General features: G+C 61.3%; 16 protein-coding genes. 9 read left to right on the forward strand and 7 right to left on the reverse strand.

Annotation, left to right across the window (positions count from 1 at the left end; translation table 11 throughout):
* Positions 1–22: 22 nt before the first annotated feature.
* On the reverse strand, positions 23–481 hold the full coding sequence (locus G5221_RS03625) for a GNAT family N-acetyltransferase (RefSeq protein WP_421262845.1): 459 nt from the start codon (positions 479–481) through the stop codon (positions 23–25).
* A 154-nt stretch (positions 482–635) separates the two neighbouring features.
* Positions 636–1,274, reverse strand: a complete 639-nt coding sequence (locus tag G5221_RS03630) for a tellurite resistance TerB family protein (RefSeq protein ID WP_139690650.1) — start codon at positions 1,272–1,274, stop codon at positions 636–638.
* Positions 1,275–1,415: 141 nt separating this feature from the next.
* Between G5221_RS03630 and G5221_RS03635 the strand changes: the two genes are divergently transcribed.
* From G5221_RS03635 to rsmS, 3 genes are all read left to right on the forward strand, one after another.
* A complete protein-coding gene (locus G5221_RS03635) occupies positions 1,416–1,718 on the forward strand; it encodes a hypothetical protein (RefSeq protein ID WP_227342393.1) in 303 nt (100 codons plus the stop codon).
* 20 nt (positions 1,719–1,738) lie between these two features.
* On the forward strand, positions 1,739–2,209 hold the full coding sequence (locus G5221_RS03640) for an acyl-CoA thioesterase (RefSeq protein WP_227342392.1): 471 nt from the start codon (positions 1,739–1,741) through the stop codon (positions 2,207–2,209).
* 94 nt (positions 2,210–2,303) lie between these two features.
* Positions 2,304–2,459, forward strand: coding sequence for a pleiotropic regulatory protein RsmS (gene rsmS, locus G5221_RS03645; protein ID WP_076493688.1), 156 nt, complete (start codon positions 2,304–2,306; stop codon positions 2,457–2,459).
* A gap of 47 nt (positions 2,460–2,506) precedes the next feature.
* Here rsmS and G5221_RS03650 read toward each other — a convergent pair whose 3' ends face one another.
* A complete protein-coding gene (locus G5221_RS03650; RefSeq protein WP_421262846.1) occupies positions 2,507–3,349 on the reverse strand; it encodes a LysR family transcriptional regulator in 843 nt (280 codons plus the stop codon).
* Positions 3,350–3,458: 109 nt separating this feature from the next.
* Between G5221_RS03650 and G5221_RS03655 the strand changes: the two genes are divergently transcribed.
* Together G5221_RS03655 and G5221_RS03660 are read left to right on the forward strand one after the other, a co-directional pair.
* Entirely contained in the window at positions 3,459–3,989 is a 531-nt protein-coding gene (locus G5221_RS03655; protein ID WP_042056572.1) for a nucleoside deaminase, read from the forward strand.
* On the forward strand, positions 3,982–5,256 hold the full coding sequence (locus G5221_RS03660; protein WP_421262847.1) for a cyanate transporter: 1,275 nt from the start codon (positions 3,982–3,984) through the stop codon (positions 5,254–5,256). The genes G5221_RS03655 and G5221_RS03660 overlap by 8 nt, the downstream gene beginning before the upstream one ends.
* 67 nt (positions 5,257–5,323) lie before the next feature.
* Here the strand turns inward: G5221_RS03660 and rluF are convergent, their stop codons facing one another.
* The gene (gene rluF, locus G5221_RS03665; RefSeq protein WP_421262848.1) at positions 5,324–6,355 is read right to left on the reverse strand and encodes a 23S rRNA pseudouridine(2604) synthase RluF; all 1,032 of its coding nucleotides are present in this window, start codon (positions 6,353–6,355) and stop codon (positions 5,324–5,326) included.
* On the reverse strand, positions 6,345–6,467 hold the full coding sequence (locus G5221_RS03670) for a hypothetical protein (RefSeq protein WP_005359634.1): 123 nt from the start codon (positions 6,465–6,467) through the stop codon (positions 6,345–6,347). The genes rluF and G5221_RS03670 overlap by 11 nt, the downstream gene beginning before the upstream one ends.
* A gap of 345 nt (positions 6,468–6,812) precedes the next feature.
* On the opposite strand from G5221_RS03670, the gene G5221_RS03675 reads away from it, so the two are divergent.
* Positions 6,813–8,393 carry an alpha/beta hydrolase gene (locus G5221_RS03675; RefSeq protein WP_421262849.1) on the forward strand — a complete coding sequence of 527 codons (1,581 nt, stop codon included), beginning with the start codon at positions 6,813–6,815 and terminating at the stop codon, positions 8,391–8,393.
* A 124-nt stretch (positions 8,394–8,517) separates the two neighbouring features.
* Here G5221_RS03675 and G5221_RS03680 read toward each other — a convergent pair whose 3' ends face one another.
* Positions 8,518–8,886, reverse strand: coding sequence for a VOC family protein (locus G5221_RS03680; RefSeq protein ID WP_216953279.1), 369 nt, complete (start codon positions 8,884–8,886; stop codon positions 8,518–8,520).
* Between the two features lie 163 nt (positions 8,887–9,049).
* On the reverse strand, positions 9,050–9,517 hold the full coding sequence (locus G5221_RS03685; RefSeq protein WP_216953278.1) for a hypothetical protein: 468 nt from the start codon (positions 9,515–9,517) through the stop codon (positions 9,050–9,052).
* 270 nt (positions 9,518–9,787) lie between these two features.
* Here G5221_RS03685 and G5221_RS03690 point away from each other — a divergent pair, with 270 nt between their 5' ends.
* The 3 genes from G5221_RS03690 (at position 9,788) to rsxB (ending at position 11,792) form a co-directional block, all read left to right on the forward strand.
* Positions 9,788–10,432 carry an HNH endonuclease gene (locus G5221_RS03690; protein ID WP_421262850.1) on the forward strand — a complete coding sequence of 215 codons (645 nt, stop codon included), beginning with the start codon at positions 9,788–9,790 and terminating at the stop codon, positions 10,430–10,432.
* A gap of 197 nt (positions 10,433–10,629) precedes the next feature.
* Positions 10,630–11,211, forward strand: a complete 582-nt coding sequence (gene rsxA / locus G5221_RS03695) for an electron transport complex subunit RsxA (protein WP_005337600.1) — start codon at positions 10,630–10,632, stop codon at positions 11,209–11,211.
* Between the two features lie 2 nt (positions 11,212–11,213).
* Positions 11,214–11,792, forward strand: a complete 579-nt coding sequence (gene rsxB / locus G5221_RS03700) for an electron transport complex subunit RsxB (RefSeq protein ID WP_005350799.1) — start codon at positions 11,214–11,216, stop codon at positions 11,790–11,792.
* The last annotated feature ends 4 nt before the right edge of the window (positions 11,793–11,796 follow it).

Below are 11,796 nucleotides of genomic sequence, written 5' to 3' on the forward strand. Positions count from 1 at the left end.
TTGGCTCGCCATCAAAAACGGATCATCTGGCCATGATCTGCGACTGCACCTTGAAGCCCAGCGCCTCGTAGAGGGCTTGGGCGCGCTCGTTGAAGGCCATCACCTCCAGCCGGATTTGCTGAGCATCACGGGCCTTGGCCCACTCATCGCAATGGGCGATCAGCGCCTTGCCAATCCCGCGGGAGCGGTGCTGCTCATCCACCACAACCGAGCCAATGCGGCAGATCGGCGCACGGGTGAGAAAAGGCACGCTCTCATTGATGTCTATCCGCGCCGTCAAAAAGCCCACCACCCTGCCATCCTGCTCGGCAACGCAGAACAGACGCCCTTCGGCGGCAATGGCATCGAGCAAAAATGCCCGCTCCTCTGGTGACGGCGGGCAGAACACCTCGGGATAGTGCTGATGGTGGAGCTCTCCAATCTGCCGGTTCAGCTCGACAATGGCGTCGATATCCAGTTCGCTTGCCTTGCGTATCTCCAACGGTTGCTCCTTGCAAAAATGGTGATGGTCCTGCGCCATCTTAGGGGCTGTGCCCCACAATCCAAATAGGCTCATCCGTATCTTTTGGCGGGCAGCAGAAACAACAACGCCCCTTGAGCGGGGCGTTATCGGCAATCCATGGCGATGAGGGATATCAAGCGGGGGCGTTAAGCTGGGCCACCTGCCGCTCGATGCTCCCCTTGAGGTTGTCATCGAGCTTGAGGGCGCGCGCCAGTTCGTCGAGATAGCCTCGCTCCATAAAGTGATCCACCTCGATGGCGAGCAGGGAGGCGAGATAGACCTCGGTGGCCAGCTCCATGTCGGTCACTTCCCGCGCCAGCGCATGGGGATCGAGGGGACGGGCCAGCTCGGCGTCAATCCAGCGGGCCACATCGCTCTGACCCTGTTCGGTCAGGTACTCCTGAATTTTCTGGCGCTCGGCGCCGTCGATATGGCCATCGGCCCGGGCTGCCGCCACCATGGCACGCACCAAGAGTGCCGCGCGGGCATCCAGCGCATTGCCTTCCAGGGTACTGACGGGATGGGTAGGCTGGGCGGGTGCCGCCTGCTGGGCCTGCCAATCCTGATAGAGCTTGTAGGCCAGCCCGCCAAGGGCCGCCGCGCCGCCCACGGCAGCGGCCTTGCCGCCATATTTGCGCACTTTTTTATTGCCCAGCAGCAGACCGAGCGCGCCACCGGCCAGCGCTCCCTGCATCTGCCCCTTGCGCTTGTCGCCGCCTTCGTTGAGCCAGCCTTTGCCAGCCCCCAACAACTGTTCCAGCATCTGTTTCATCGTGGCACCTCGCTATTGTTCGGCCCATGCTGGCGCCAGACTGATGAACCAAGAGTGAATGGGCCCCATTATTGCGCCGTCCCCTGTGCATCCTGCCGCCATTCGCGGTATACCTGAAACAGGTCAACAAGGAGCATCAGGATGCGCATCATCACCCCTTTCGTGGTTCTGCTGTTGTGCGGCACGGCCAGTGCCGCCAGCGAGCTGGATCGCTCAGCCCAGCAGGCCAAGCTGGATGCCGCCTGCCAGCAAGCTCAGCAGCAACTGGTCGAGCAGGGCAAGCAACAGCGGATCGACGCCTGCATCAAGGAGGGCGGCAAGGCCGACAAGTGTCAGCAGGAGTTCACCAGCTTCGGCCAGCGCGAGGGCAACAAGCGGCCCGACCTCAACAACCTGCCCCCCTGCCAACAGGCTGACGCCTACCGCAAGAGCTACCGTCAATGACCCCGAACCAAGGAGAGAGCATGATCCCCCCCCGTGAACTGACCCTGCAATTTTTGGCCGAACCCTCTGACGTCAACTTCGGCGGCAAGGTGCATGGCGGCATGGTGATGAAGTGGATCGATCAGGCGGGCTATGCCTGCGCCGCTGGCTGGTGTGGCGGCTATGCGGTGACCGTCTATGTAGGGGGGATCCGCTTTTTGCGCCCCATCCAGATTGGCCAGCTGGTGGAGGTGCAAGCTCAGGTGATCCACACCGGCACCACCAGCATGCATCTGGCGGTGGATGTCTACAGCCGCCACCCCACCGACACCGAGCGCCACAAGACCACCCACTGCATCATCATCTTTGTGGCGATGGATGAGCAGGGCAAACCGACCCCGGTGCCCCAGTGGCAGCCGGTGAGCGAGAGCGATCTGCAGTTGCAGCAGTACGCCAAAAAGCTCATCGCCCTGCGCGAGGAGATCGACAAGGAGATGCGCCAGCACCTCTGACCTTGGTGCCTCACACCCCGACAGAGCGGGCGCTTTCGGCCAACGACGGCGCCCCTGTATAATCCCCCCTCTTCCCGCAACCGGAACCCTGCCCATGTCACTGGAAACTGCCCCGCCCGAGGTGAAACTCGCGGTGGATCTGATTGAACTGCTGGAAACCAATGAGCTGGCCCCCGAGCTGGTGCTGGCGGCGCTGACCATCGTAAAAAATGACTACGAGCGCAAGCTGGCGGAGGGGAAGGATCACTGATCCCCCCGTTTTATCTTTCCGACTTCAGTTTTTCACCACATAGCCACTCACTGCGGCCCCATCACCTCGTCACAGAGGGCGATTAGGGCCGCACTCAAGCGGGTGAGCGGCTCGCTCCCGCTTCCCCCGGCATGGAGCGCCAGCTCCACCGGCGCCACCTTGGGCCACTGGGTCAGGGCCAGCTGATCGGCGGGCATCAGCCGTTTGGGCAGCAAGCTCACCCCGATCCCCGCGTTCACCGCCCCCTGCAAACTGGCGAGGCTGGCGCTGACATAGGCGATACGCCAACGCCGCCCCAGACCATCGAGCGCCTCGGTCATCTGGCGCCGATAGAGCCCTTCGCTCGGGAACACCACCAGCGGCAGCGGATCCCGTTCCCGGGCGGGCCAGTCGCGGCTGTCGACCCACACCAGCGGCTCGCGCCAGCTGGCAAGGGGCGAACCCTGCCCCCGCGTCTGTTTGACCAGCGCCAGATCCAGCTCTCCCGCCTCGAAGCGCTGCCAGATCTCGTGGCTCAGGCCGCTCTCCACCTCCAGCCGCACCTCGGGGTAATCGCGGGCAAAGGCGGCCAGTACCGGGGTGATGGCACCGGCGGCGAAATCCTCCGGCACCCCGAGGCTGAGCGCCACGCTCCCTTCCGTCACTTGTTCTTCGGCCTGCGCCAGCAGCGCCAGAATGCGGCGGGCCAGCCCCAGCAATTTTTCCCCCTCCGCAGTCGCCACCACCCTTCGGCCAGCGCGATCGAGCAGCGGGCAGCCGAGCTGCAGCTCAAGGCGGCGGATCTGCTGGCTGATGGTGGATTGGGTCAGATGAACCCGTTCACCGGCGCGGGTAAAACTGCCGGTGTCGATAATGGCGACAAAACTGCGCAGCAACAGGGGATCCAGCATGGGGCACTCCATTTACAAAACCACTGAAACTCATTATATCATTTAATTTCCAAATGACTTTTTTCGCCGCTAGGCTGGCATTTGTTCTGTCAAATCAGGGTTTTTCATCATGTCACAGCCTCTTGTAGCGTCTACCCCTCTTCGCTCGCTCACCCCATCAACCTCACTCCAGACTCACCGACAATGGCTGGAGCAGGCGGTGCAACTGGCCAGAGCAAATCACCGGCAGGGCGGTCGCCCCTTCGCCGCCCTGCTGGTGCGCGATGACCAGCTGGTGGCGAGCGCGGTCAACGGCATTCATCTGGATGGCGATCCCACCCGTCACGCCGAGCTGGAGGCGCTGCGCAAGGCAAGCCAGAGCGCGCCGCTCGCGGGCAGCATCGTCTATGCCAGCGGTCACCCCTGCCCCATGTGCCTCGGCGCGCTGGTGATGAACGGTATAGCCGCCGTCTATTACGCCTTTGATAACGCCGATGCGGCCCCGTTCGGCTTTGACAGCACTGCCGCCTATCAAACGCTGGGACTGCCGCTGGCACCGCCACCTCTGCCGCTGGTCAAACTGGCCGTCACCATGACGGCGGCGGATCTCTACGGCTCCCAGTTACAACAAGCCACACAAGCAGCGCCTGATCATGAGTAAAGGGACTTTCGAACGCCCGGCAGAAGCGCGCCGCCAGCAGTTTGCCCTGCTGGTGCTGGTGATCCTGACTGGCCTGAATCTGCGCCCCTTTCTTACCGCCATCGGCCCGCTGAGCGGCGAGATTGGCCGCGCCCTGTCGCTGGGGATGGATACCCTGGCCTGGCTTACCCTGCTGCCGCTGTGGCTCATCGGGGTCGGCGTGCTGCTCACCCCGCGCCTGCGCAGCCTTGCCAGCGCCACCACCCTGCTGGGGCTGGCCCTGCTGCTGCTCACGGCGGGCAGTGCCCTGCGTTTTGATGCCCAGAGCGGCGCCCTGTTGATCACCACAGCTGCGCTCTGCGGCCTGGGTTCGGCGCTGGTGCAGGGGGTGCTGCCCGCCCTTATCAAGCAGCACTTTGCCCGCAAGGTGCCGCAAGTGATGGGGATCTTCTCCGCCTGCATGATGGGGGGTGGGGCATTGGGGGCCAGCCTAACCCCACGGCTGGCAGTCAGCCTCGACTGGTCGCGGGCACTGGCGCTCTGGAGCCTACCGGTGCTGCTGGCCCTCATCTGGCTAGGGTGGAAAGTGCGTCTGCCAAGCACCGCGGAGGTCGCGATTCCCCACGGCGAACAGCGGCTGATCACCCTGCCACGCAGCTGGTTGCTGATCGTCTGCTTTGGCATCATCAACAGCGGCTACGGCATAGTCGTGGCCTGGCTGGCCCCCGCCTATATGGCGCAAGGGTGGAGCGCCGCGCAAGCGGGCGAGCTGGTCGCCTGGCTGGCACTGGCGCAGACCGCCAGCGGCCTCGGCTTGCCGCTGCTGGCCGCCCGCAGTCAGGATCGGCGGCCGTGGATGGGGCTTGCCATCGCCATGCAGCTGGCGGGATTTGGCGGCCTCTGGCTGGCGCCAGCCAGTGCCCCCATTCTCTGGTGTATGCTGTGCGGTACCGGTCTGGGCGGCAGCTTTTCCCTCATCATGGTGATTGCGCTCGATCACCTGCCCGACCCGCGCCGTGCCGGCACCCTGAGCGCCCTGATGCAGGGGTTCGGCTTTATGCTGGCGGCCACCGGCCCCTGGGTGGCGGCGCGGCTCTATCACTATGTGGGCGACTTTGCGGCCGCCTGGCAGTGGCAACTGGGGGGCTTGCTGCTGATGAGCCTGCTGGTGCTGCGCCTCGACCCGCACCACTACCCTCGCGTTATGCGGTTAACGACCGCCAGCGAGCCAACCCTTTCGACGGCCCTCCCGGCCAGTGCTGCGACCCAAAGCAACACACCGGCCTGAGGCCGGTGTGTTGGGGATAACAGTGTTGGGGTGACAAGACGAGGCTGACGCCACTCAGAGGGGCAACTCAGCGCCCCTTCTTCTGCCGTCCTGTGTTAGCGGTGCGCGGCTTGCCTGCGGCCGGTTTGCCACCCTTGGGTGCCCCTTTGCCTGCACTGCCCTTGCTAGCGCCGCCCTTGTTGGCAGCACCTTTGCCCGCGCCACCCTTGCCCACCGGCAGCTTCTTCTCGAAAGCTTCCGGGCCCGGCACATTGGGACGCCCGCCAATCTCGTGATCGTCATCGCGGCGCGGCTTCTTGCCCTGCCCCGGTTTGGCGCTTTGCGCCGCAGGAGCCTTGGCCGCCTTGGGTTTGTCGCCTTTGGCCGGTTTCACCTCGGAGGAGGAGTCCTCAATCAGCTTGAACAGATCGATCAGCTCGTCGTCGGTGAGATCGCGCCACTCGCCCACCGGCAGCCCCTTGAGGCTGACGTTCATGATGCGGATGCGCTCCAGCTTGGTCACTTCAAAACCGAAGTGCTCGCACATGCGGCGGATCTGGCGGTTAAGCCCCTGCACCAGGGTGATGCGAAAGACGAACGGCGCCTCTTTCTTCACCTTGCACTTCTTGGTCACAGTACCGAGGATCGGCACCCCGGCCGCCATGCCGCGCACAAACTCATCGGTCACCGGCTTGTCGACGGTCACCAGATACTCTTTCTCGTGATCGTTGCCCGCCCGCAGGATCTTGTTGACCAGATCGCCGTGGTTGGTGAGAAAAATCAGCCCCTGCGAATCCTTGTCGAGCCGCCCGATGGGGAAGACCCGGGTGCTGTGGTTGACGAAATCGACGATGTTGTCCTTCTCGCCCGCCTCTGTGGTACTGACGATGCCCACCGGCTTGTTGAGGGCGATCAGCACCAGACTGTCCGCCTCGCGGGGCTCGATCACCTGACCATTCACCTTGACCAGATCACCAACCTGCACCTGATCGCCAATCCCGGCCCGCTTGCCGTTGATAAAGACGTGGCCCTGCTCGATAAAGCGGTCGGCCTCGCGGCGCGAGCAGATACCGCTCTCGCTGATGTATTTGTTCAGGCGCATGGATTCGTTAGCCAGCATGGATCACCTGCCACAGGTTCTGGGCCGCGCCCGGTTGTGCCATCGCCTGTTCCGGCTGCGCCGGGGAGGCTGTCTGCTGCATCAGCCAATTCACTACGTCAAAGTTCTGCATACCATTCCATCTTCAAAAAAGGCCAATGCCAGCTTATCCATCAAAAAACGCCGCTACAGTAGCATAATTGCCCTCTTTCAGGGGCAGATAGTTGCAAGGTCGCAGCGCCCAAGCAGGCATTCGCGAACAAGTTCACGCCGCCAGACGGCCCGCGATGCAACCTTTGAACGGCCAGCCTGATGCCAACGTCGTGATCAGGCGCCCACAGCCAGCGCGGACGAACGCCATCAACTATACATATCACCTTGTTTCCATTAGGCTTTAAGCCGATTGGCAGCGCCCAATGTGCTGCGCCGAACTCGCCCGCCCAGAGGCGACCCCATCTCTATCGCCAAGGATTGCACCATGCTGGCTCACACTCGCCGCCTTGTTCGCCGTGCTCTGCTGACCCTGTTGCTGCTGTTGCTGACCGCATGGGCGGTGATCGCCTACTTCTCCTGGCAGGCAGCGCCGCTGCAACTGTGGCACACAGTGGTGCCCCCCGAACTCAGCGCTGATGAGCTCGACAGCAGCGACTGGCAAGCCTATCTGGCCCGCGAAGCAGAGCTGTTCGAGCTGATGGCCACCGAGGTAGTCGCCAAAACACCGCCGGAGCAGCAACTGGCCAGCAATCGCTACTATCAGGACGCCCCCATCAATCCCGCCCGCTTTCAGCAGAACTGGAACCGCTCCTACCTGCTGCGCCCCGAGGGGGAAGCCAAAGGGGTAGCGGTGCTGCTGCACGGCCTGACCGACTCCCCCTACAGCCTGCGCCATCTGGCCAGACGCTATCAGGAGCAGGGCTTTCTTGCGCTGGGGCTGAGGATCCCTGGCCACGGCACAGTGCCCGCTGGCCTCGTGGATGTGGATTGGGAGACCTGGCTGGCCGCCACCCGACTGGCGGTGCGGGAGGCCAGATTGCTGGCACCGGGCAAGCGGCCGCTGCATCTGGTGGGCTTTTCCAACGGCGGAGCGCTGGCGGTGAAATATGCGCTCGATGCGCTGGCCGACCCGAGCGGTGCGCTGGCAAAACCGGATCGGCTGGTGCTGATCTCCCCGATGATCGGGGTGACCCGCTTTGCCCGCTTCGCCGGGCTCAAGGCCGTGCCCGCTCTGCTGCCCGCCTTTGCCAACGCCGCCTGGCTCGACACCATGCCGGAGTTCAACCCGTTCAAGTACAACTCGTTTCCGGTCAACGGGGCGCGCCAGTCCTATCGCCTGACCCACGCCATCCAGCAACAGGTGCGCCAGCTGGCCGCCAGTGGCGAGCTGGCGGCGTTTCCCCCCGCCCTCACCTTCCAGTCGGTGATGGACTACACCGTCAGCACTCGCTCCATCATTGCCGATCTCTACCACTACCTGCCGGCCAACGGCAGCGAACTGGTGCTGTTTGATATCAACCGCAGTACTCTGTTTGGCCCGCTGATGAGCTCGGCCTCCGAGCTGGCGCTGCACCGCTTGCTGCCAAACGCCCCCGGGCACTATCGCCTCACCGTGGTGGGCAATGTGGACCCCGCCTCCCCCGCGACGCAGGCCAGAACGCTGGCCAGCGCAGATCAGCCTGAGCAGCTCCGCCCGCTGGGTATCGATTATCCCAAGGAGATCTACTCCCTCTCCCATGTGGCGCTCCCCTTCCCGATGGACGACCCCCTCTATGGCATGGCGGCGCGCCCGCAGCAGCGGGAGCAATACGGCATCAACCTCGGTGGTCTGGCCCTGCGTGGCGAGCGCGGAGTGCTGATCGTCAACCCCGGCGCCCTCACCCGCACCTCCTCCAACCCCTTCTACCCCTATCTGCAGCAGCGGGTGATGGAGACCCTCACCGCCCCTCCCGTCGTCCGGCCTGCCGCCGTACCCCCTGCCAGCAGTGGTCAACCTGATGCGGCCTATCAGGCCGAGCTGGAGCAGTTTTTACAGGAGAGCGACGAGAGCAGCGCGCCTTTCTAGGGCGACTCTGCCACATCGGCCAAGCGGCCGACGGTGCTTGGCGTGATAGCGATACAAGAAAGGGGCCGTCAATTAACGGCCCCTTTCTATTGATTATGACGATGGGACTGATGGCTTGGTGGGCTCAGGGATAGATGCTCACTTCTATCAGATTCTGATCCGGGTCGAGGAAGTAGATGGATTCTATCGGCCCACAAGCACCGCTTTTGGTCACCGGCCCCTCGACAATCTCCACCCCGTGGCAGGCAAGCTGGGCCATCACCTGCTCCAGCGGCCAGCGGGTGATAAGGCAGACATCCCCCGACCCCACCTGCGCCCGATTGCGCGGCTCCTGCCCAAGCAGCTGCAGATTGATCTTCTGGTTGCCAAACCCTACCGCCCGGCGCCCCGTACCGAAGGTGATGGCCTCCATATTGAGCACCGAACTGTAAAACGCCACGGCCCGTTCGATATCACTGACCGTCAATACCAGATGGTCGATATGGCTGATCATGGTTACCTCCTGGTGGTGATCTGGCTGATGTGACCGACATATGCCCGCAAGCATCCGACTGTTACCGCCACGGCGGGCAACCCCATCTTACCCGGCAAGAGAGAGCCCATGTGTGCCGTGGCGCGCAAAGAGAACGCAAATGATCTGGTCAAATAAATTCGCGTTACTGCACCGCTGCACACGCTTTATTCCGCTGGGCCTGCAGGGTCTCATCTTCGCTATCCATCGCCGCCAGAATCGCCTGATTGCAAGCCCGCTCTGCCAGCTTGGCCGGACTCTGTTTGGCATCTCCTATTTCGGCGATAAGGGGCCGATAACTGACGGCTGCCGAGCAATACATGGTGCGAAATTTGGGCAGTTGCCAGCTGCTGTCATCCTGCCGGGTCAAGTCATCACATAGCTTGTGAAACAGTGCTGACGCCTTGACCGTGCACTGGCTAAAACGCCGTACATCCTGCTGGTAGGGACGACAAACGCTCGGCTGCTGGATCTGCCACAGCTGAAAAGAGAACGGGACCGACTCCCCCTCATACTGCACCACCAGCGTCTTGGCCTCGGTGCCATAGATATCCGCAACCTGCTGCTGTACCAGATTGAGATAAGCCGAAAAAAGATAGGAAACCGGATCCATCACCACCTCCCTGTGGTTGTGTTACGTGCAACGCAACATAGTTGCGTAGCCTATCCAATAGCGTGCCTAAAACATGAAAATGAAAACTAGCCTACTGATTTATTTAGATAAATTTATGGACTGGGCGCACGCTATCGCAAAATGACAGCTGAAATGCGGTGTCGTTTGGATTAATATGCCAGGCGATAAAAGCACACTCGGATGACGCCGTCTATCACTGTGATACCGGCCAATCCCAACAGCATTATCTCCTCTACTTAGGATCTGGTTTTGAGCGATAACTGGACAGAAGAAGAGCTAAGGGCTGCGGTTATTGCATATTTGGATATGCAAACCAAAGCATCTCTTGGTGAACCCTTCGTGAAAAAACACTATTACCGGGAATTGGCGAGCCAATTCGGGCGTACGGAGAAATCCTTCGAATATCGGATGCAGAACATCTCATATGTCTGTGCCGAAATGGGACGAGAGTGGCTACCCGGGTTAAAACCCGCCAAAAATGTGGGTTCAACCGCTTTTACACATATCGAACGCCTTATCCGCCAACAGGAACTTAACCTTCGCTCTTACAAAAACGCGCTGGAGCAGCCGCTTCCACAAGGGGTCGAAACACCCCAGTCACGTTATGTCATCACCAACAGTCATGAACGAGACCTGCAAGTCAGGGAGTGGGTACTGCAAAATGCAACCCAACAATGTGAATCATGTAACGCACCTGCTCCCTTTATAACTGTCGCAGGGGAACCCTTCTTGGAAGTACATCACCTGAAAGGGCTAGCAGAGGGTGGCTCAGATACGGTTAGCAACACGGTAGCCCTTTGCCCTAATTGCCACCGAGAGATGCACTACGGCTGTAATAAAACGGAGATTGTCGAGGCTCTTTATCAACGGATTAAACGTCTCGTTCGCGAATAATCACCCACTCAGAGGTAGATTGTTCAAGCAGTGTTGCTTACTGACGCAAAACCCACCGGATTCTTGCCCAAAACCCCGGCTAAATTATCCAGTTGCATAATAACCATGCGGCCTTGCGGTTGTTTAACTGGCCCTAACGTCAGATAATACCGCCCGCCTTCAAACCCCGATAACCCGACTTTCAGTGACGGTAATTGATGACTGAGTACCTGCTTTTATTGATCGGCACCGTGCTGGTTAACAACTTCGTGCTGGTGAAATTCCTCGGCCTCTGCCCCTTTATGGGGGTCTCCGGCAAGCTGGAAACCGCCATCGGCATGGGGCTGGCGACCACCTTCGTGATGACCCTTGCCAGTGCCAGCTCCTATCTGGTGGAGCACTATATCCTGCTGCCGCTGGATATCGCCTATCTGCGCACCCTCGCCTTTATTCTGGTGATCGCCGTGGTGGTGCAGTTTACCGAGATGGTGGTGCGCAAGAGCAGCCCGACCCTCTATCGCCTGCTGGGGATCTTCCTGCCCCTCATCACCACCAACTGTGCGGTGCTCGGGGTGGCGCTGCTCAGCATCAATGAGCGACACGACTTTATCCAGAGCGTGATCTACGGCTTTGGCGCCGCCACCGGCTTCTCGCTGGTGTTGATCCTGTTTGCCGCCATGCGCGAGCGTCTGGTCGCCGCCGATGTGCCCGCGCCGTTTCGCGGGGTGTCGATTGCCATGATCACCGCCGGTCTGATGTCGCTGGCCTTTATGGGCTTTACCGGCCTTATCAAGATATAACCATGATCCATATTCTCTTTGCCATTCTGGTGCTCACCCTGCTGGCGCTGGCGTTCGGGATTATCCTGGGCTTTGCCGCCGTCAAGTTTCATGTGGAAGCAGACCCCATCGTCGATCAGCTCGATGCCCTGCTGCCCCAGACCCAGTGTGGCCAGTGCGGCTATCCCGGCTGCAAACCCTACGCCGAGGCGCTCGCCAACGGCGATCAGATCAACAAGTGCGTACCCGGTGGCGAGGCCACCATGCGCAAAATTGCCGATCTGATGGGGGTAGAGCCCCAGCCGCTGGGGGGCAGTGACGAGGCTGCAGTGCCAGTCAAAAAGGTCGCCTTTATCCACGAAGATCAGTGCATCGGCTGCACCAAGTGCATTCAGGCCTGCCCGGTGGATGCCATCGTCGGCGCCACCAAGGCGATGCATACCGTGATTGCCAACGAGTGCACCGGTTGCGATCTCTGTGTCGATCCCTGCCCGACCGACTGCATCGAGATGATCCCGGTGCCCACCACGGTCGATAACTGGAAGTGGGATCTCAATAACGTGCATGTTCCGGGCAAGATTCCGGTCAAGATAGTGGAATAAACAG

It is taken from the genome of Aeromonas sp. 602200 (assembly GCF_049173895.1).
GTDB classification, from domain to species: Bacteria; Pseudomonadota; Gammaproteobacteria; order Enterobacterales; family Aeromonadaceae; genus Aeromonas; species Aeromonas veronii_A.